The 19,656-nt window shown below is 74.7% G+C and carries 19 protein-coding genes; 9 read left to right on the top strand and 10 right to left on the bottom strand.

Annotated features, from left to right (window positions below; all coding sequences use genetic code 11):
• Positions 1-355 precede the first annotated feature (355 nt).
• From JNW98_RS14070 to JNW98_RS36865, 4 genes are all read left to right on the top strand, one after another.
• A complete protein-coding gene (locus tag JNW98_RS14070) occupies positions 356-1,912 on the top strand; it encodes an ABC transporter substrate-binding protein (RefSeq protein ID WP_223768531.1) in 1,557 nt (518 codons plus the stop codon).
• A complete protein-coding gene (locus JNW98_RS14065) occupies positions 1,897-2,904 on the top strand; it encodes an ABC transporter permease (RefSeq protein ID WP_223768530.1) in 1,008 nt (335 codons plus the stop codon). Before JNW98_RS14070 ends, JNW98_RS14065 begins: the two co-directional genes overlap by 16 nt.
• Positions 2,905-2,918: 14 nt before the next feature.
• Positions 2,919-3,707, top strand: coding sequence for an ABC transporter permease subunit (locus JNW98_RS14060; protein ID WP_223768529.1), 789 nt, complete (start codon positions 2,919-2,921; stop codon positions 3,705-3,707).
• Between the two features lie 187 nt (positions 3,708-3,894).
• Positions 3,895-5,424, top strand: a complete 1,530-nt coding sequence (locus JNW98_RS36865; RefSeq protein WP_372459242.1) for an ABC transporter ATP-binding protein — start codon at positions 3,895-3,897, stop codon at positions 5,422-5,424.
• Positions 5,425-5,576: 152 nt separating this feature from the next.
• On the opposite strand, the gene JNW98_RS14045 is transcribed toward JNW98_RS36865, so the two are convergent.
• From JNW98_RS14045 to JNW98_RS14020, 6 genes are read right to left on the bottom strand one after another with little or no spacing between them, the layout of a single operon-like run.
• Complete coding sequence (locus JNW98_RS14045) at positions 5,577-6,602, bottom strand: pyridoxal-phosphate dependent enzyme (protein WP_223768528.1); 1,026 nt, start codon at positions 6,600-6,602, stop codon at positions 5,577-5,579.
• Positions 6,523-7,530 carry a GHMP family kinase ATP-binding protein gene (locus JNW98_RS14040; protein ID WP_223768527.1) on the bottom strand — a complete coding sequence of 336 codons (1,008 nt, stop codon included), beginning with the start codon at positions 7,528-7,530 and terminating at the stop codon, positions 6,523-6,525. Before JNW98_RS14040 ends, JNW98_RS14045 begins: the two co-directional genes overlap by 80 nt.
• A complete protein-coding gene (locus JNW98_RS14035) occupies positions 7,527-8,375 on the bottom strand; it encodes a Rossmann-like domain-containing protein (RefSeq protein ID WP_223768526.1) in 849 nt (282 codons plus the stop codon). Before JNW98_RS14035 ends, JNW98_RS14040 begins: the two co-directional genes overlap by 4 nt.
• Complete coding sequence (locus JNW98_RS14030; protein WP_223768525.1) at positions 8,372-9,220, bottom strand: ABC transporter ATP-binding protein; 849 nt, start codon at positions 9,218-9,220, stop codon at positions 8,372-8,374. The genes JNW98_RS14035 and JNW98_RS14030 overlap by 4 nt, the downstream gene beginning before the upstream one ends.
• Entirely contained in the window at positions 9,217-10,365 is a 1,149-nt protein-coding gene (locus JNW98_RS14025; protein WP_223768524.1) for a FecCD family ABC transporter permease, read from the bottom strand. The genes JNW98_RS14030 and JNW98_RS14025 overlap by 4 nt, the downstream gene beginning before the upstream one ends.
• A complete protein-coding gene (locus JNW98_RS14020; protein WP_223768523.1) occupies positions 10,355-11,380 on the bottom strand; it encodes an ABC transporter substrate-binding protein in 1,026 nt (341 codons plus the stop codon). The genes JNW98_RS14025 and JNW98_RS14020 overlap by 11 nt, the downstream gene beginning before the upstream one ends.
• A 160-nt stretch (positions 11,381-11,540) precedes the next feature.
• On the opposite strand from JNW98_RS14020, the gene JNW98_RS14015 reads away from it, so the two are divergent.
• A complete protein-coding gene (locus JNW98_RS14015; protein WP_223768522.1) occupies positions 11,541-12,803 on the top strand; it encodes an MFS transporter in 1,263 nt (420 codons plus the stop codon).
• Between the two features lie 116 nt (positions 12,804-12,919).
• On the opposite strand, the gene JNW98_RS14010 is transcribed toward JNW98_RS14015, so the two are convergent.
• The gene (locus JNW98_RS14010; RefSeq protein ID WP_223768521.1) at positions 12,920-14,044 is read right to left on the bottom strand and encodes a serine hydrolase domain-containing protein; all 1,125 of its coding nucleotides are present in this window, start codon (positions 14,042-14,044) and stop codon (positions 12,920-12,922) included.
• A 312-nt stretch (positions 14,045-14,356) separates the two neighbouring features.
• Between JNW98_RS14010 and JNW98_RS14005 the strand changes: the two genes are divergently transcribed.
• Positions 14,357-14,698, top strand: a complete 342-nt coding sequence (locus tag JNW98_RS14005) for an alpha-amylase inhibitor (protein WP_223768520.1) — start codon at positions 14,357-14,359, stop codon at positions 14,696-14,698.
• A 26-nt stretch (positions 14,699-14,724) separates the two neighbouring features.
• Here the strand turns inward: JNW98_RS14005 and JNW98_RS14000 are convergent, their stop codons facing one another.
• Together JNW98_RS14000 and def are read right to left on the bottom strand one after the other, a co-directional pair.
• On the bottom strand, positions 14,725-15,111 hold the full coding sequence (locus JNW98_RS14000; RefSeq protein ID WP_223768519.1) for a hypothetical protein: 387 nt from the start codon (positions 15,109-15,111) through the stop codon (positions 14,725-14,727).
• A gap of 246 nt (positions 15,112-15,357) precedes the next feature.
• Positions 15,358-16,017 (bottom strand): peptide deformylase, encoded by a 660-nt coding sequence (gene def, locus JNW98_RS13995; RefSeq protein WP_223768518.1) that lies wholly within the window; start codon positions 16,015-16,017, stop codon positions 15,358-15,360.
• A gap of 104 nt (positions 16,018-16,121) precedes the next feature.
• Here def and JNW98_RS13990 point away from each other — a divergent pair, with 104 nt between their 5' ends.
• Positions 16,122-16,709 (top strand): ArsR/SmtB family transcription factor, encoded by a 588-nt coding sequence (locus JNW98_RS13990; protein WP_223768517.1) that lies wholly within the window; start codon positions 16,122-16,124, stop codon positions 16,707-16,709.
• Between the two features lie 60 nt (positions 16,710-16,769).
• On the opposite strand, the gene JNW98_RS13985 is transcribed toward JNW98_RS13990, so the two are convergent.
• Positions 16,770-17,630, bottom strand: a complete 861-nt coding sequence (locus tag JNW98_RS13985; RefSeq protein ID WP_223768516.1) for an SDR family NAD(P)-dependent oxidoreductase — start codon at positions 17,628-17,630, stop codon at positions 16,770-16,772.
• Between the two features lie 87 nt (positions 17,631-17,717).
• Here JNW98_RS13985 and JNW98_RS13980 point away from each other — a divergent pair, with 87 nt between their 5' ends.
• Both JNW98_RS13980 and JNW98_RS13975 read left to right on the top strand, forming a co-directional pair.
• The gene (locus JNW98_RS13980) at positions 17,718-18,302 is read left to right on the top strand and encodes a TetR/AcrR family transcriptional regulator (RefSeq protein WP_223768515.1); all 585 of its coding nucleotides are present in this window, start codon (positions 17,718-17,720) and stop codon (positions 18,300-18,302) included.
• A 136-nt stretch (positions 18,303-18,438) separates the two neighbouring features.
• Positions 18,439-19,335, top strand: coding sequence for a polysaccharide deacetylase family protein (locus JNW98_RS13975; RefSeq protein WP_223768514.1), 897 nt, complete (start codon positions 18,439-18,441; stop codon positions 19,333-19,335).
• Positions 19,336-19,656: the final 321 nt, after the last annotated feature.

Below are 19,656 nucleotides of genomic sequence, written 5' to 3'. Positions count from 1 at the left end.
CGTTGCGGGACGTGTCCGTTGCGGGACGTGCGGGAGGAAACCGGGGCGGGGGCGGAGGGAGGGCACGCGAGGCGGGCCGTCCGGAGGGAACCGGAGGCCGGAATCGCGCGGTGATGGCGGCAGCCGAACGGGACCGTAGCAGTGCGGGTTAGGTAAGGCAAGCCTTACCTCAAGGTACCAAGTAGCCACCGTGGGCGACCCGTTCGCGATTGAAGCGCCTGGTCAAGATCGTCGCGCGGAATGTATCGGACATTGCGCGCGGTAGCTGAACGTCCTCTTGCCGCAGGCGCGGATCTTAGGGTAGGCAAACCTAAGTACCGTCAGTTTTCGGCCTGGACGACCAAAGGACGGACACGTGGAACTGAACCGACGGCAACTGCTGTGCACGGGTGGCGGCATCGGCGCGGCGGCGCTGCTGACCGCCTGCGGAGCCGGCGACACACCGTCCCCCGGCGCCGCCGAGGGCTCCCCGGCCCGGCCGAAGCGCGGCGGCACGCTGCGCGTCGGCGCCCTCGGCCGGGCGAGCGCCATCACCCGCGACCCGCACGGCACCCAGGCCAACGAGAGCGACTACCTCATCCTCTCGCTGGTCTACGACACCCTCACCGTCCCCGGCGCCAAACCGAACACCCTCCCCCGCCTCGCCGCCTCCTGGACGCCCTCGGACGACCTGAGGACCTGGCGGCTCACCCTCGCCGAGGGCGCGAGGTTCCACGACGGCACCCCCGTCACCGCCGAGGACGTCGCCTTCTCGCTGCGCCGGCTGCGCGGCACCCCCTCCGGCGCCTCCCGTCTGCCCGGCATCAGGGCCGGGAACATCAAGGCCGACGGCCGTGGCACCGTCGTCCTCGTCTCCGACTACGCCAACGCCGAACTCCCGCTGCTGCTGCGCCTGACGACGTTCGTCGTCAGGAACGGAACCAAGGACGGAGACATCGGCAAGGCCCCCGGGACCGGCCCGTTCCGGCTGGAGTGGTTCCGCGGCGGCAACGCCCGTCTCGTCCGCAACGACGGCTGGTACGGCGGGGAGGTCCCCCTCGACGCCGTCGAGGTCAAGATCTTCGAGTCCCCGCAGGCCATGGCGAACGCCCTGCTCGGCGGGCAGATCGACCTCGCCTCCAACGTCGGCGCCGTCGCGGCCCGGACCGCCGGGAAGCGCAAGGACGTCCGGGTGGTCCGCCGCCCCAACGACCTGGCGCTGCCCGTCGTCATGCGCACCGCCCCCGGCTCCCCCTTCGCCGACCCGCGGGTGCGCGAGGCCCTGCGGCTGGCCGTGGACCGCGAGGCCATGGTCCGGCAGGTGCTGTCCGGCTACGGCTCCGTCGCCAACGACATCCTCGGCACCGGCGACCCCGGCTACGCCAAGGACGTCCCGCAGCGCGTCCGCGACCTCGCCAGGGCCGGATCGCTGCTGAAGGAGGCGGGGTTCGACCTGTCGAGGACGTACGAGCTCGTCACGACCGAGGACGTCCCCGGCCTCGCCGAGACGGCCACGCTCTTCGCCACCCAGGTGCGCGAGGCGGGTGTGCGGATCAAGGTGACCAAGCAGGAGTCCGCCGCCTTCTGGGCCAGGACGTGGCTCAAGGGCGACCTCTACACCTCGTACTGGGGAACCAACGACTCCGTCGTCTTCTTCGCCGGCAAGGTCCTCGTCTCCGAGAGCGCCACGAACGAGAGCGGCTGGAAGGACCCCGGCTTCGACGCCGCCTACCGCACGGCCCTGGCCACCAAGGACCCCGCCAAGCGCGCCGAGTCGCTGCGCCGGGTGCAGCGGATCCAGCACGACGCCTCGGGCTACCTGCTGTGGGGCATGGCCGACGGCATCGACCTCGCCGCCGCGGCCGTCCGGGGCCTGCCCACGCTGCCCGGTTACGGCCGGGTGCAGTTGGAGCGGGCATGGCTGAACCGCTGACGGACACCGCCGGGGCGGCCGGCGGGCCGGCTTTCCGGCTCCGGCGGTCCGTCGGTCGCCGTGTCGTCACCGTCCTCACCGTCCTCGTCCATCGCGCCCTGCTGCTCGCCGTCCTCCTGGCCGTCGTCTTCGCCGCCGTCGAGCTGCTGCCCGGGGACGCGGCGACGGCGACGGCCGAGCGCGGCGAGAGCGCCGCCGGCATCGCCGGGCGCCGTGCGCTGCTGGGCCTCGACCGGCCGGTGGCCGAGCGGTTCGCGGACTGGATGGCCGGCCTGCCCACCGGGGACCTGGGGACGTCGGCGCGCGGCGAGCCGGTCGCCGGCCTGCTGGCCCGCCCCTTCCCCGACACGCTCCTGCTGGGCGGTCTGGCGCTGCTGGTCACGTTCCTCGCCTCGCTGGCGCTGGGGGGCTGGGCGGCCCTCCGGCCGGGTGGCCGGACGGACCGGGCGGTGTCCGGCGGCGCGACGGCCGTCCTCGCGCTGCCGGAGTTCGTCGTCGCCGTCGCCCTGGTGCTGGTGTTCGCCCAGTGGCTGGAGTGGCTGCCGGCGGTGACCCTGGCCGGTGGCGACGGCGGGCCCGAGTCCTGGCGGATGCTCGTCCTGCCGGTCGTGGCGCTGGCGGTCCCGCAGATCGGCTGGAACACCCGGATCGTCCGGGCGGCCCTCGCCGACGAGGCCCGGGCGCCGCACGTGGAGGCCGCCGTCCTCGACGGACTGCCGGGCCACCGCGTCCTCCTGCGGCACGTCCTGCCCGGCGCGCTGCCCGCCATCGCCGCCGGCCTCGCCACCTCGACCGGCATGCTGCTGGGCGGCGCGGTCGTGGTGGAGACCGTCTTCAACCACCCCGGGCTCGGCACCGTCCTGGCGGGAGCCGTCAGCGACCGCGACGGCCCCGTCATCGCCGGAGTCGTCGCCGTCGCGGGCGCCGTCGTCACCGGCGTCCTCCTGCTCGCCGACCTCGTACGGGCCCGGGCCTCGGGAGGACGCCCGTGACGCCACCGACGTCTGTGACGCCACCGACCGCGGCTCGCCTCCGGAGCGCCCTGCCGGCGCTGTTCCTGGTCCTCCTGGCCGCGGCCGGGCCGTGGCTGTCCCCGCACCCCGTCGACGTCCCGGTCACCGCCCCGTACGCGGGGGCCGGCGGCGGTGCGCCGCTCGGCGGCGACCAGCTCGGCCGCGACGTGCTGTCCCGGCTGCTGGCCGGGGGCCGTGAACTCGTCGCCTCCTCCCTCGCCGTGGCCGCGCTCGTCACCGCGACGGCCGCCGTCCTCGGCACGGTCGCGGCCCTCCGCCCGCGGGCCGGCCGCGTCGTCGACCGGGCAGCCGACGTCCTCATGCTGCTGCCGCCCGTGCTCGGCCTGCTGCTGGTCGCGCTGTCCTGGCCGGCCGGCGGACGCCTCGCACCGGCCCTCGCCGCGTACGTGCTGGGCGTGCCGTACGCGGTGCGGCTGGTGGCGGCGGCCGCCGCGCCGGTCGTGGCGTCCGGCTACGTCGAGGCGGCGGTGACCGGCGGCGAGCGCCTCGGCCACCTCGTGGTGCGGGAGGTGCTGCCCAATCTGCGCGCCACCGTCCTCGCCCTGTTCGGGCTGCGGTTCGTCGCCGCCGTGTACGTCGTCGCCACGGCCGGGTTCCTCCAGGTGGGGCCGCGGCCGCCCGCGGCCGACTGGGCCCTGATGATCCGTGAGAACGCCGGCGGCATCCTGCTCAACCCCTGGGCCGTCCTGGCCCCGAGCCTCGCCATCGGCCTGCTGGCCATGAGCGTCAACCTGGCCGCCGCGGCGCTGGGGGGTGTCTGATGGATCTCCGCGGCGTCGCGACGCCCGGCACGTGCTCTCGGCGTGCCAGCCGAAAGCCCACGTACTGGGCGTACGTAGGCTTTCGGCCGGTGCGCCGAGAGCACGCACCGGACGCCGCTCCTTCCCCACGGAGATCCATCAGACACCCCCCAGTCCCGCCGGCCGGCCGCGAGGCGGCGATGACGCGGTGAACGCCGACCCGCCGGTCCGGGCGGACGGGACCGTCGTGCGCGTCGACGGCCTCACCGTCGCCGCGCCGGACGGCCGCCCGCTCCTGGAGAACGGCCGTCTCGACCTCCGCGCGGGCCGGGTCTCCGCCCTCACCGGCCCGTCCGGCTCCGGGAAGACGACGCTGCTGCGGGCCGTCGTCGGCGTCCTGCCGCCGGGCGCGCGCCGGACGGCGGGCACGGTCGACGTCTGCGGCCGCGACCCGTTCGCCCTGGCCGACGCGGAGTTGCGGGCGCTGCGGCGCCACCGGCTCGCCTACGTCGGCCAGGACCCCGGCTCCGGCCTCAACCCCCGGATGACGGTACGCCGGCTGCTCACCGAAGTGGCCGTCGAGCGCGGTCCTGAGGCCGTCGTCGCGCTCCTCGACGAGGTGCGCCTCCCCGCCGGCGGGGACCTGGCCGGCCGGCGGCCCGGTGCCCTCTCCGGCGGCCAGCAGCGGCGCGTCGCCCTCGCCCGCGCGCTGGCCCGCCGCCCGGCCGTCCTCCTCCTCGACGAGCCCACCGCCGGCCTGGACCCGCGCCTGCGCGACGAGATCGGCGAGCTGCTGCGCCGGCTGGCCGAACGCCACCGCATCGCGGTCGCCCTGTCCTGCCACGACGCGGACCTCGTCGCCCGGCTGGCCGACGACGTCGTCGAGCTGCGCCCCCGGACCGGCGCGGGTCCTCGGCACGTCCCCCGGCCTTTCCCCCAGCCTCGTTCCGTCCCGGCGCGGGCCGCCGACGGGCCGCCGCTGCTGGCCGCCGACGGGCTCACGGCGTCCTTCGTCCGGCGCGGGCACCGGATTCCGGTCCTGCACGGCGTCGGTCTGGCCGTTCCGGCGGGCGGCAGCCTCGGCGTGGTCGGCGCGTCCGGGTCCGGCAAGACCACCCTGATGCGCGCCGTCGTCGGCCTCCACCGCGCGACCGGCGGCACCGTCACGCTCGACGGCATCCCCTTGCCCGCCACCGCCGCCCGCCGCACCCGTGAGCAGCGCCGCCGCGTCCAGCTCATCCCGCAGAACCCGCTGGGCACGCTCAACCCCAGCCGCACCGTCGGCTCGGCGCTCCGCCGCCCGCTCGTCCTCCACGGCCGCGTCCCGCGCGCGCGGCGGGACGGGCGCGTCCGGGATCTCCTCGAACAGGTCGGCCTGCCCGCGGAGTTCGCGGCCCGCTATCCCCACCAGCTGTCCGGCGGCCAGCGGCAGCGGGCCTCCGTCGCCCGCGCCCTCGCGGCCGACCCCGACGTCCTCGTGTGCGACGAGGTGACCTCCGCCCTCGACGCGGAGACCGCCGAAGCCGTCATGGACCTCCTCGCCGGGCTCCGCGCCCGGCGGAACCTCGCCCTCGTCCTCGTGAGCCACGACCTCCGGCTGATCGCCGACCGGACGGACACGCTCCTCGTCCTGTCGGACGGCCACGCCGCCGAACACGGCCCCACCGCACGTCTGTTCGCCCGCCCCGCCCATCCGGCCACGGCGGCCCTGCTGGGCAGGGCCGCGTCCGCCGAGTGACGGGCTTACGGGGCGCGGTGGTCCTCCCGCGCGTGTCGGGTGTGGGCGGCGCGACGGCGCGGTCCACTCGGCGAACTGCGAGTCCGGGTCCGGGGACCGAGGTGATCACTCACGCTTCATTATTCGGGCCCCGCCCGGCGCACGCGTCACCTTCAGGCCAGTGCCTCCTCATGACCGGGCGCCGGGGCGCGGTTCCAGCGCATGCGGGACCACGGGAGCGCCAGTGCGCTCCGGTCGGCGACCTCGCGCGGGGCGAGGTCGGCGATCGGGGCGGCCTCGCGGTGGCGGGCGTGGACGGTGTCGACGTAGCGGTGGCCGGTGTCGGCGGCGATGAACAGGACCGTCCGGCCGGGCGAGCGCTCGCGTTCGTGGCGGGCGGCGAGGTAGCCGGCGCCGGTGGACAGGCCGGCGAAGACGGCGTGCCGCCGCAGCAGGTCGACGCTGCCGGCCAGGGCCGCGTCGAAGGAGATCCAGTGCAGGGTGTCGTACAACTCGTGCGCGACGTTCCCGAAGGGGATGGAGCTGCCGATCCCGGCGATGATGATCTCGGGGTCGGCGACGTGTTCGGCGCCGAAGGTGACGCTGCCGTACGGCTGGACGCCGACGAGTTCGACGTCGGCCGGTCCGTCGGGTCCGTCGCGGAGGTGGCGGGCGAGGGCGCCGGTGGAGGCGCCCGAGCCGACGCCTCCGACGACGGTCAGGCCGTCCGCGCCGACCGCCTCCCGGATCCGGTCGGCGACCGCGCGGTAGCCGAGGTAGTGGATGTCGTCGTGGTACTGGCGCATCCAGTGGTACTCGGGGTGTTCGGCGAGGATCTCGTGGATCCGTTCCACGCGGCGCTTCTGGTCGAGCTTGAGGTCGCTGCACGGCTCCATCTGCTCCAGCGTCGCGCCGAGGACCGCGAGTTGGACACGGAGCGTGCGGTCCACCGTCGTCGAGCCGACGATGTGGCACCGCATGCCGTGCCGGTGACAGGCCAGGGCGAGGGCGTACGCGTAGATGCCGCTGGAGCTGTCGAGCAGGGTGTCGCCGCGGCGTACGGCTCCGGTGTCGAGCAGGTGGCGGACGGCCGCGAGGGCGGAGACCACCTTCATGGTCTCAAAGCGCAGGCAGACGAGCCGGTCGTCGAGGCGTACGAGGTCGGGCCGGCCGATCGCCTCCGCGATGTGCTGGTCCATGCGGGATCTCCTCCGTGGGGAAGGGGTGAGTGGTGAACGTGCGGGTGGCGGGGATCCGGTGGGCGTTCAGGGCGCGCAGGCAGGCGCGTACGCGGTGGCGTACGCCCGGCGCGGCCGGGTCGAACAGCACGCCCGCCACGGAACCGCTGTGCGCGATCTGCACGCCCACCGCCCCGGACCGCCGGGCGACGCCCGTCAGCGCGTCGAACTCGGGGTGCCGGAGCACCCGTTGGCCGCGCTCCGCGCTCGCGGTGGCGACCTCGCCGAGCAGGCGGGCGTCGCCGGTGGCCACCGCCCGGCGGAGCAGCGCGCGCAGCCGTTCGCAGGCGCGGACGTCGTGTTCGTCGGCCTCGGGGGCGGGCAGGGAGAGGGTGTCGACGGGCGCTCCCCCGCCGAGCGCGCAGCCGACCACGACCAGCGGCGGCAGGGCGGGGCCGAGGACCTCCAGGACCCGGCCCTCGCGCTGGGCGAAGAGGACCGGGCGGCCGTCGAGCATCAGCGGGTCGCAGGCGCGTTCGGCGCGGACGGCCAGCCGGGCGACCGTCGCGGGCGGCAGCCGCAGGCCGTAGGAGCCGGCGACCGCGCGGACGGCCGCGATGACGTCGCTGGTGGAGCTGCCCATGCCCAGGCCCACCGGTACGTCGCCGGTGAGCCGCAACACGCCGCCGTCGGGCGGCCGTCCGGTCCGGCGCGCGCACTCGGCGACCGCGAGGGCGGCCGCCCCGGCGGCCTTCGTGCGGCCGGCGGGGACGACGGTGAGCGCCTCGGGCGGCGTGCCGGGCCGGCGGCGGAACTCGGCGGTGCTGCCGGGGCCGGCCATGGGCAGGGTGACCAGTCCGGCGCACCGGCGTCCGTCGGCGTCGAGGAAGACGCCCTGGAGGAGTTCGCCGTGGTGGCAGGGGGCGTGCCCGGTGCCGGTGGGGCTCACGCGCCGTCCGCCGTCCGGTAGCGGTACAGGACCGTTTCCTCGGCGCTGAACTGCGAGTACGGGAACGGTTCCGCGGACAGCGCGGTCACGCCCGAGCCGAGGAAGGCGCGGGCGACGGCGCTGCCGGTCTGCGCGTAGACGACGAGCGGGACGCCTCGGGAGCGGCACCGTTCCAGGATGACGTCGAACGAGCCGTTGCTCAGCGTCATTCCGGTGGCGACGACGGCGTCCGCGCGGTCGAGCACCTCGTGCATGTCGTCGGTGACGGGGTCGCCCCACTGGGTGGTCGTGAGGTTGAGGTCACAGGGCAGCGGTCGGCCGCCGCGTGCGCGTATCGCGGCGACCAGCGGGTTGACGACGCCGATGAGGCCGACCTCGGCGCCTTCCGCGATGTCCAGCAGCCCGGCGACGGCCGCGTCCCGTGCCTTCGCACGGACTTCCGGGGTGCCCGCGGGGAGGACGACGGCCTCGGCCTCCCCCGCCCCGGCCGCCGCGCGGTGCGGGCGGGCCCGCGAGAGGTAGGCGTCGAGCGCGGCGATCCGCAGCGGGCGCGGGGCCTCGCGCAGCAGGACGTCGAGCGGCGCGCCGGAGGCGTCGCGGCAGACGGACGGCTCGATCTCGCCCGCCTCGAAGGCGCACCCGCCGAAGGAGTCGCCGAGCCGGACGAGGACGTACTGGTTGAGGTACGTGGTGTCGCCGCCCGCCAGCCGGGTGCCGTGGTGGACCCAGAACACGCTGGTCGCGGTGGAGGCGGCGGGCAGCGGTCCGTGGTCGCCGGCGAGGACGGCCGCAGCGAGCGCGTCGACGGCGGGGGTGGGGGTGGAAGTGGGGCTTGTGCGGTTCATGGGGTTCCTTCGTGAGGGGTGGAGTGGTGGATGAGGCGTGGTGTGAAGGCCGTCAGGGCCGCGTGCCGAGGGGGGCTCCCGCCCAGCGGCCCGCGGTACGTGACCGCCGGCCGCCCGAGGGCGTCCGTCGCGAGGTCGGCGTCCACCTCGAAGACCTCGGCGAGCCGTTCGCGCGTCAGGACGGCGGCCGGCGGCCCCGCGGCGACGAGGCGGCCGTGGTGCAGGAGGAGCAGCCGGTCGCAGTACCGGGCAGCCAGGGACAGGTCGTGCAGGGCGACGAGGACCGTCTGCCCGGTGTCCGTCAGCAGTTCCATGAGTTCCAGCTGGTGCCGGACGTCGAGGTGGTTGGTGGGTTCGTCGAGCAGCAGCGCGTAGGGCTGCTGGGCCAGCGCGCGGGCGAGGTGGGCGCGTTGCCGCTCGCCGCCGGACAGCGCCTTCCAGGAGCGGCCGGCGAGTGCGGTGAGTCCGACGCGTTCCAGCGCGGCGGCGACCACCGCGCGGTCGGTGGCGTCCGGCCCGCGCCAGCGGTCCCGGAACGGCGTCCGGCCCAGGCCGACGACGTCGGCGACCCGGAGGTCGCTGTCCGCGCCCGCGTCCTGTTCGGCGAAGGCGACGTGCCGGGCGATCCGGCGCGCGCTCCAGTCCCGTACGCACGCGCCGTCGTAGCGGACGGTGCCCGCGTCGGGCGTGCGCAGCCCGGCCAGGCAGCGCAGCAGCGAGGACTTGCCCGAGCCGTTGGGGCCGAGCAGTCCGACGGTCTCGCCGGGGGCGATGTCCAGGCTGACGCCGCGGACGACGGGCGTACCCGCGACCGACCAGCTCAGCCCTTCGGCGGTGATCCTCACAGCTCACCCCTCCGGCGCAGGACGAGGAGGAAGAGCGGCACGCCCAGCAGGGCGGTGATCACGCCCACCGGGATCTCGCGGGGCGCGAAGGCGACGCGCGCCACCGCGTCCGTCCACACGAGGAACACCGCGCCGGCGAGCGCCGCGTACGGCAGCAGCACCCGGTGCGACGGTCCGACGAGGAACCGGACGCCGTGCGGGACAATCAGCCCGACGAAGCCGATGGCGCCGACGGTGGCCACCGCCACCGCGGTCAGCACGGCGGTGACCACGAGCAGCAGCAGCCGTGTGCGCCGTACGCCGATCCCGAGGGACGCGGCGGTGTCGGTGCCGAACGCGAGCCCGTCGAGGGCGTTCGAGCAGAGCCAGGCGACGAGGAGTCCGAGCGGGGTGACGACGGCGCAGGCCGCGACGGTGTCCCAGCGCGCGGGCGCCATCGAGCCGAGGAGCCAGTGGGTGACGGCGCGGGTGGTGTCCGCGTCCGCCGAGGCCATCAGGACGAGCGAGGTCAGCGCGGTGAACAGCTGGCCGACGACCACGCCGGTGAGGACGATGCGGGTGGAGTCCAGCCCGGTGCGCCGGAGCAGCAGCAGGAGCAGTCCGAAGGCGAGCAGCGCCCCGGCGAGCGCGCCGCCGGTGACGCCGAGCGCGCTCGCGCCGACGCCGAGGACGACGACGGTGACGGCTCCGGCGGAGGCGCCCGAGGAGACGCCGAGGAGGTAGGGGTCGGCGAGCGCGTTGCGGGTGACGGCCTGGAGCACCGCGCCGCACACGGCGAGCGAGGCGCCGACGAGGGCGGCCATCAGGACGCGCGGCAGCCGCAGGTCCCAGACGAGGGAGTCGACGAGCGGGGGCGGCGGTGTGACGTCCAGGCCGAGGCGGGCGCCGAGGACCCGGGCGAGACCGGCCCAGCCGACGTCGGCGGTGCCGATGCGCACGGCGGCGGCGAGCGACCCGGCGAGGACGGCGGCGGCGAGGAGGAAGAGGGCCGCGCGGGCGGGCGCGGACCGCTCGCCGGCGACGACGGGTTCCCCGGCCGCGACGTGTCCGCGGGCCGCCGGGAGGAGGAGGTCCACCGGGAGCGGCAAGTCCGCCGGGAGCGGCAGGTCCACCGGCGCCCGGTGGGCGGCCGGGTCAGCGGCCATGTCCGGCGCCCTTCAGCCCCTCGGCCAGCAGCCCCAGGGCGTGCACCGACCGTACGGACGGGTCGAGTTCGATGCCGGGCACTTCGAGGATCCTGCCGTCGCGGACCGCCGCGAGCTTGGAGACCACGGGGTGTTCGGTCAGCGCGGCCCGCTTCTCGGCGGCGCTGTCGCCGGGACGGCCGCGTTCGGACAGGTCGCCGATGACGATGTAGTCCGGGTTCCGCTTGGCGACCTCCTCCCAGGAGACCTCCGGCCAGTCCTCCTTCACGTCGTCGAAGGCGTTCTTCGCACCGACGATCCGGCTCATCTCGCTGGGCAGTCCGGTCCCGCCCGCGACGTACGGCATGCCGTTGAAGACGGAGTAGAGGTAGACGACGGTGGGCCGGCCCCCGCCGCAGGCGGTCTCGGCCGCGGTCTTCCGCGCCTTGGCGACCGCGGCCCGCTGGTCTGCGGCGAGCCGGCCCGCGCGCGGTGCGGCGCCGAAGACCTTGCCCAGGTTCTCGTAGTCGGAGAAGAGCAGCTCGAAGGGGGACGCGCCGGCCCGTTCCCGCCGCGGGCAGCCGACGGCGCTGACGAAGGCGGGGACCTTGAGAGCGGCCAGTTCCTCGCGGGTGCCGGCCCGGTCTTTGGTGAGGAGGTCCGCGGAACCGGCGACGACGAAGTCCGGGGTGGCGGCACGGAGTTGCTCACCGGTGGCGATCTTGGGGGCGATGACGGGGACCTTGGCGTACGCGGCCGCGTACCGGGCGGGGATCTTGGTCTTGATGTTGGCCGTGCCCGCCATCCGGTCCTGTAGGCCGAGTTCCAGCAGGATCTCGGTGGAGGTCTGGTCCAGGGTGACGGCCCGTTTCGGCGGTGCGGCGAAGGAGAGTTGACGGCCGCAGCTCGTGACGGTCGTCTCGGCGGCGGGAGTCCCGGCGGCGGCTTCGGTGCCTTTCGCGCCGCAGCCGGTGGCGGCGAGGGCGAGGGTCAGGGTTCCGGCGAGGGCCGCGCCGAGTCGGACGGGATGACGCATGGGGGCTCCGATGCGAGAGGAGAGGGAAGGGGGGCGGCGCTGTCATGCACGGGACAGGAGCGCCGTATGGTGCAGCATACTGTAATGGTATTCATTTTCATTAACGAGACCGGGGCGGTTCTCGGAACCGCCACCCCCACCCCCGAGGAGCGACCACACCGTGGTGACCACACCCCTGCCGACGGAGGCCAAGCCCGCCTCCCCTCCCCCGCGTTCGATCCTCCGGGACGCCGCGTTCCTGCGTCTGTGGGCGGGCACCACCGCCTCGGGCCTCGCGACCTGGGCCCTGCCCTTCGTCCTCGGACTCGCCGTCCTCCACCGCGACCTCGGCGCCGCCGGACTCGGCCTGGTCCTCGCCGCCCGCACCGCCGGGTTCCTCGTCGCCGTCGCCGTCGGCGGCGTCCTGGCCGACCGGCACTCGCGCCGCGCGGTCGTCCTCTGGTCGGCCCTCGCGGCGGCGGCCGCCGCGCCCCTCCTCGCCGCCGGACTCGGCCGCTCGCTCGTGCTGATGACGGCCGCCGCCGTCCTCGCCGGCGCCGGACAGGGCGCCTGCCGCCCGGCGTTCCAGGCGCTGACCGCCGAGACCGTCGCCCCCGAGGGCCGGCAACGGGCCAACGCCGCCATGACCCTGGCGGTACGGAGCTCCACGCTCGCCGGCCCGGCCCTGGCCTCGCTGCTCGCGGCGTTCCTGGACACCCGGACGCTGCTGCTCGGCATCGGCCTGCTGTGGCTGGTGGCCGCGCTGGTCCCGGCCCGGGCCGCCGGTGCCGGCGGCGTCCCCGTCGTGCCGGCCGGGCGTCCCGGCTTCCGTACGGAGTTCGCCGACGGGATACGCGAGGCGCGCCGCCACCCGTGGTTCCTCGCCGGGCTGGCCGCGCTCGTCGCGGTCATCGCGCTCGGCTACTCCGCCACCAGCGTCGCGCTGCCCCTCATCAGCCGGGACCGGTACGGCAGCGAGTGGGTGCTGGCCGCGGCCACGACCGCGTACACCGTCGGCGCGCTCGGCGGCGCCCTGCTCGTCGCGCGGTGGCGGCCGCGGTCCCAGGGCTGGGCGGCGTTCGCGGGCCTGGCCGCGTACGGTGTCGCTCCGCTGAGCCTGATGCTGCCCGTGCATCCGCTCGCGGTCGTCGCCGCGTACGCCGTCGCGGGGGTCGGGATCGAGCTGTTCAACGTGCCCTGGTTCACGGCGACGCAGCGCGAGGTGGCGCCGGACAAGCTCGCACGGGTCTCCTCGCTGGACTTCCTCGTCTCCTACGGCCTGGCGCCGGCCGGCCTCGCCCTGATCGCCCCGGCCATCGGCGCGTTCGGGGTCACGCCCGTCCTCGCGGCGTGCGCCGCCGCCTGCTTCCTCGTCCCGGCCGCCGCCGCGCTGGTCCCGACAGCCCGCCACTTCGCGCGCAGGCCGCCGGCGGCGAGGGACTGACCGGAACGCCGCCGGGACGTTCGCGGGCCCCGGCCGGGGCGCTCACACCGGCCGGGGCGCGTGACGTCCGCGGGCGACGCGGTGCGCGTCGGCCCGGAAGCCCGCCGGCCTCCGCGTCAGCGGTTCTCGCACAGGGCGGTGGACGCCGCGGCGGTCATCCTGGCGATCGCCGTCTCGGAGTTGAGCGACGCCATGGAGTTGGTCATCAGCGACACGCGCCGGCCGTCGGCGGTCGCCGCGGAGAAGGACAGGTAACCGGGCACGCCTCCGGTGTGCCCGAACGCCACGCCGCCGCAGGGCAGGGGCAGCCGGTCCAGGCCCAGGCCGTACGGGGCGTGGGCGCCCGGCGCCTCCATCGCGTCCAGGCTCGCCCGGGAGAGGAGCCTGCCGTCGACGAGCGCCTGGAAGAACGCGGCCATGTCCCGCTCGGTGGAGGTCATCGCCCCCGCGCTGTGGAAGACGGACGGCTCCAGCGTCGTGGTGACGTCCGTCCAGGAGAAGAACGGACCGACCCGGACGCCCCGGTAGCCGCGGACCGCGGGGTCGGCGAGGGAGCGGTCGCCCGGCTTGGGGTAGCGGGTCCCGGTCAGGCCGAGCGGTTCGACGATCCGTTTCGTGATCACCTCGCCCACCGGGGTGCCGGTGATCTTCTCGATAAGCATGCCGAGGATCGCGTAGTTGGTGTTGCTGTACTGGAAGGAAGTGCCCGGCGGGAAGGCCGGGGGGTGGCCGAGCCCGTCGCGCACCAGCGCGGCCAGGGTGTAGGTGCCGTCCGGTTCGGCCTTGGGGTTGGGGACGTTGGTCGGGATCCCGCTGGTGTGCTGGAGGAGGTGACGGACGGTGATGGTGTCGCCGTCGTAACCGTTGCCGTCGACGACCCCGGGCAGGTAGCGCTCGATCGCCGTGTCGAGGGCCACCTTGCCCTCGTCCACCAGTTGCAGCACCGCGACGGCCGTGAAGGTCTTGGTCTGGCTGCCCACGCGGTGGTGATCGGTGGGCTGGACGGGCCGGTCGGCGCCGTTGGTGCCGGTGCCGACGCTGAGACTCCAGGAGCCGGTCCGGTCCCCGGCGTGGAGTCCGGCCCCCGGGCCGCCGACCGCCTGGAACGCCTGGAGTGCCGCCCGGGTGGCGGGGTGTTCGTCCTCCGGCGCGGCCTGCGCGGAGGACGGCAGTATCAGCGCGGTCCCGACCGCGGCGCCGAGCAGGGCCGTCAGTCTCCGCTTGCCCGTGTTTCCCGTCATCGGTTCTCCCGGTCATTGAATGAGGTCATTGAATGAGCGCGAACAACCGACATCCTCCTGCGTCGGGATCAGGCGGGTACACCCCTGACGGGGACGAGTCGCGGCGGGAACGGCCGGCGGCTGACCCGACGGTCCGGCGGGCGTCTCGCGAACTCGCCCGCTCGGGCGCGTCTTCGCAGGTCGGAGGGTTGGACGTCCCACTCGTACGTCAATCGCCCACGGCGGCTGGCGGGGGCGGCCGGCCGCCGTGCAGCGTGGTCACGACGACACCGCGCCGGCTCCGGCCGGCGCCAACGAGAGGAATCCGCGACCATGTTCACTTCTCGCCGTCTCGCCGTCGGCAGCGCCGGAGCCGTCCTCGCCGTGGGCACCGCCCTCGGGGTCACGGGTGCGGCCCAGGCGGCGCCCTCCGCCGACGGCGGCTCCCGGGCCGCCGCGAGCGTCCGCGGCGGCACCGCGCCCGCCTGTGTCGAGCGCGGCCGCAACATCCCGGGGGACCCCTGGGCCAGCGCCACGAACAAGTGCGGCAAGACCATGCGCATCAAAATCATCATCAAGGGAGGCGACGACAGCGGGTGCAAGTCGCTCGCCAACGGCAGGACGATGGTCCACTACTTCATCACGGGCCACTACCAGAAGACCGTGACCTGCTGACGGAAGTGACGCAGGGGGCGGCGGTCTCAGTTGGTGAGGGTCACGCAGGGCAGCCCCACGCTGTCGCCGCCGCGGAAGCCCTCCGCGCAGAGCCGGGTGCCCGCCGGGAAGTGGCGCTGGGGGTACGCCTGGTCGCGGTAGGTCCGGAACTTCTCGACGTCCTCGACCTTGGTGTTGGCGCTCCAGCCGTTGGTCGTCCACACGCGGGCGCTGATGCGGTGCGGCTGGTTGGTGTTGGTGACCGACACCTCGACCCGGCCCAGGTAGGTGCCGGTGTCGTAGGTCTCGATGCAGACGGAGTGGTTGCACCACTTGCCGGCCGCCGCCGCGGGCGGGGCCGTGACCACGACGCAGCCCAGCGCCGCGGCCGCGGCTCCGATCCCGGAGAACAGCTTCTTGGCGATGCCGTACATGGCGAGTGGGCCTCCCGTGCTCGTCGACCGTCCCGGACCGTTCGGACCGTTCGGATGATTTGGACCGTCTCTTCGATCCCGCTGCGGAACAGTGTGATTGTCGGCGGTGAGCACAGGCGGGTTCTCGCTGACGCGTCACCCGAACGGGAGAGCGCCGGACGCGGCCGGTGACGTTCCGGCCGCGTCCGGCGCCCCGTCATGGCGGAGTCGGGCCGTCGCGGAGTCGGAGCCGTCAGGGGCGGCGCGTCACTTGCCGAGCTTCTTCGCCGCGGCGGCACGCCGGGCGAAGACCTCGTCCTGGGAATCCCGCATCTCGCGGAGGGCCGACTTCCGTTCCCGCTGCGCCAGCCGGTCCAGGTAGAGGTGACCGTGCAGGTGGTCGGTCTCGTGCTGGAGGCAACGGGCGAAGTAGCCCCTGCCCTCGATCACCAGCGGATTGCCGTCCTTGTCGCGGCCCCGGACGACGGCACGGTCGGGGCGCGGCACCACCCGGTAGGGGCCGGGGACGGACAGGCAGCCCTCGGACTCCTCCACCAGGCGCCGTTCGGCGGCGGGCACCTCGTCCAGGACCGGGTTGGCTATGTGCCCGACGTGCCGGACGCCCCACTCGTCCATGATGTCCCAGACGAACAGCCGCAGGTCGACGCCTACTTGGTTGGCCGCGATCCCCGCCCCGCTCGCCGCCTCGTTGGTGGCGAACATGTCGTCGATCAGCCGCGCCAGCTCGGGCGTGCCGAACTCGGTCACCTCCCGGCACGGGCGGTGCAGGATCTCCTCGCCGACCACGGTGATCCGGCGCACCGCGCCGCGCTCCACCTCCGGCGCGAGGCGCGGGTAGGACTCGACGGGTTCGCCCTGCACGCGCACCCGGCGGTCCTGCGTGTCATCTCCGAGACCAAGAGCCATGAACGATCAGCGCCTTCCGTGAGTGTCAGCCGCGGGGACGGGGGTGCCGGTCCGGGTCCGCTGACGGGTTGCCAAGTGGTTGGCAAAGTAGCACTCTTTGCAAAGTGAGTGATCAGAACCGTCGAACCGCGGCCGCGGAGTCCCGACCGGGCCGTGCCCCGCGGTCCCTGCCCGAGCATCCCGTGCGGATCGCCCTGCTGGACCTGCTCGCCGAGACCGGCACCCTCACCTCCACCGAGGCCGCCGCCCGCCTCGGCCACAGCTCCGGTCTGTGCTCCTTCCACCTGCGGCAACTCGCCCGGCACGGCCTCATCGAGGAGGTCCCGGACCAGGGCGGCCGGGCGCGGCCGTGGCGGCTGCGCTGGGGCACGCCCGAACAGCCCGGCCGTGCGGAGCCCGTGGAGTGCGCCGCCCTCGCCGACGAGCCCGCGGACGAGGGCCGCCCGCGCCGGCCGGCCTCTCGGGGCCAGGCGCCGGACGCGTGGCGGCAGGACCTGTCCGTCGGCGCCGTGCTCCGCCTCACCCCGGCGGAGGCGTCCGAACTCGCCGCTTCGATCCGTGAGTTGATCGCCCGCTACCGCGACCGGGGCCATGGCCCGGCGGCGGGCTCCGGCGAGGCCGTTGTTGTGGCCGCGGTGGCCCAGCTGTTCCCGCTCCTCCCCGCCGAGGGGAGCGGGGCCGCCGGCCGCTGAGCGCGGGCGGTCGGCGGCGGCGCCCGCCAGGCCGTCCGCGGCCTCACGCCGTCCGCGGCCTCACGCCAGGCTGCCGCCGTCGATGGTGAGGACCGTGCCGGTGACGAAGGAGGCGCCGGGGCTCGCGAGGAAGAGGACGCCGGCCGCGATCTCCTCGGGGCGGGCGTAGCGGCCCAGCGCGTTGATGGAGCGCTGGAAGTCCGAGTTCGGCCCGTCCTCCGGGTTCATGTCGGTGGCCGTGGAGCCGGCCGCGACCACGTTGACGGTGATGCCGCGCGGCGCGAGGTCCCGTGCGGCGCCCTTGCTGTACCCGACGACGGCGGCCTTGCCCGCCGCGTAGTCGGCGACGCCCGGGGAGGCGGTGCGGGCGGCGAGGTTGGAGCCGATGGTGATGATGCGGCCGTCGTCGGCGAGCACGGCGGCGGCGGAGCGGATGCCGGCCACGACGCCGCCGACGTTGACGTCGTACTGCCGGTCCAGCGCGGCGGTGTCCGCGGCCGGGTCGCCGACCGTTCCCGAGGCGATCACCCCGGCGTTGTTGACCAGGATGTCCAGCCGGCCGAAGTCCTCGGCGACCGTGGCGACCAGGCGCGCGACCTGGGCGGGGTCCGCCTGGTCGGCGCGGTAGGCGGCGGCCCGGACGCCGAGGGCGGTCAGTCGGGCGGCCAGCGCCTCGGCCCGGTCGGCCGACGCGGCGTAGGAGATCGCGACGTCCGCGCCCGCCTCGGCGAGCATGCGCGCGGTGGTCGCTCCGATGCCTCGCGAGCCGCCGGTGACCAGCGCGACCTTGCCGGTCAGCCGCTGCCCGTCGGCGGGGCCGGCGGTGTTCTCGGCATGCCCGGTGTTCCCCGCATGCGTGGCGTTCCCGGCCAGCGTGGTGTTCCCGGCCTGCGTGGCGGACGCCGTGTTCGTGGTGGACATGGAAGACCCTCCCTAGTTCTGTACCGATCGGTACTGAACGAGGACGCTACCATACCGATCAGTACAGAACTTCGGAGGAGGCAGCCCATGACGACCGGACGCCCACGCGCTTTCGACCTCGACGAACGGCTCGACCGCGCCCTGCGCGTGTTCTGGCGGCAGGGGTACGAGGGCACCGCGCTGTCCGACCTCACCGAGGCGATGGGCATCAGCCGGCCCAGCCTGTACGCCGCCTACGGCAACAAGGAGGCGCTCTTCGGCAAGGTGCTCGACCGCTACATGGAGACGGCCGTCCACGTACGGGAGGCCTTCCGGCAGCCCACCGCCCGCTCCACCGCCGAGACCCTGCTGCGCGGCACCATCGCGGCCACCACCGGGGAGGACGGCCCCGGCTGCCTCATGGTGCACGGCGCCCTGGCCACCGGCGGGCAGTCGGGCGCCGTCCGCGCCGAGGCGGCGGCCCGGCGGCACGCCGCCGAGGACGCCCTGCGCGAGCGCTTCGAACGGGCCCGCCGCGAGGGCGACCTGCCCGCCGACGTCGACGCCGGCGACCTGGCCCGCTACGTCTGCCTCGTCTGGTACGGCATCGCCGTCCAGGCGTGCTCCGGCGCCGGCTCCGAGGACCTCGGCCGCGCCGTCGACCTCGCGATGCGCACCTTCCCCGGCGGCTGAACCCGGCGCCCCGGGCGGATGCCGGACGCTTGTGACCACCCTCACGTCACGTGCTCTGTTGACCTTCACATCAATGTGAATGTTCGAGCGTAGGGCCAGGCGAAACCACAGCCTTCCAGACATGAGGTGAGCACTGATGGACAACCGGCTCTACGACTACAGCCCCATCGTCGGCCGCGAGCCGATCCGCTGGCCGGGCGGCGCCCGCGTCGCCTTCTACGTGGGGCTCAACATCGAGCACTACCGGATCGACCGCCCGTCGACGAGCACGTTCGAGGGGACGAGGGACCTGGCGCCGGACCCGCTGAACTACGGCTGGCGCGACTACGGGCCCCGGGTGGGCGTCTGGCGGCAGATCGAGAGCCTCGACCGGCACGGGATGCGCGCGAGCGTCCTGCTCAACTCCGACGCGGGCGAGCGGTACCCCGAGATCGTCGAAGCGGGGCGGGCCAGGAACTGGGCGTGGCTGGCCCACGGCAAGAACAACTCCACCTTCCAGGCCGACATGAGCGTCGAGGAGGAGCGCGCCTACCTGACGGAGGTGATCGGCAGCATCGAGAAGACCACCGGGCAGCGGCCCCGCGGCTGGATGGGTCCGGCGCTCACCGAGACGTTCGAGACCCCGCGGCTGCTCGCCGAACTCGGCCTGGACTACGTACTGGACTGGACCAGCGACGACCAGCCGTACCGGCTCAACGTCCCGGGCATGCTGAGCGTGCCGTACTCGGTCGAGCTCAACGACATCGGCCTGTTCGTGAGCAAGGGCCTCACCGGCCCCGACTTCGTCCGGATCGTCAAGGACCAGCTAGACCGGCTGTACGAGGACTCGGCGGACAGCGGCCGGGTGATGGCCCTGGCCCTGCACCCGTTCGTCACCGGCCAGCCGTTCCGTGCCAAGTACCTCGACCAGGCGCTGGAGTACGTCGCCGACCACCCCGGGGTCTGGCTGACCACGAGCGACGAGATCGCCGACCACTACGCGCGGACGACCGCCTCCGGCCCGGGCGGGGCGTCGTCCGAGGACGCTTCCTGACGAACCGTCACCGGATCTTCCGGGGATGACCCCGTAGCCGCGAGATCAGGTCGACCCTCGCGGCCCACGGGACGCCGGCCGACGCCCCTTCGTCGCACGCCACCGCCACGGCCTCCGCACCGGCGGAGGCCGTCGGCGTGCCATCACCTCATCTGACCAGCGGTAATGCCGATATCGCCGCCCGCCTGCCGGCAGTACCGCGGCCACCGCCGCCGAGGCGACCCGGCCACGGTCCGACACGGGCCGGAAACACGCTGTCGTCGGACGCTCCGACGTGTCAGGTCCCCCCTTGCCCTTGGCATACACCGGTGTCGCCTTCGC

Source organism: Streptomyces huiliensis, assembly GCF_020037025.1.
GTDB lineage: Bacteria > Actinomycetota > Actinomycetes > Streptomycetales > Streptomycetaceae > Streptomyces > Streptomyces huiliensis.
This window is presented reverse-complemented; position numbering and strand designations above follow the sequence as displayed.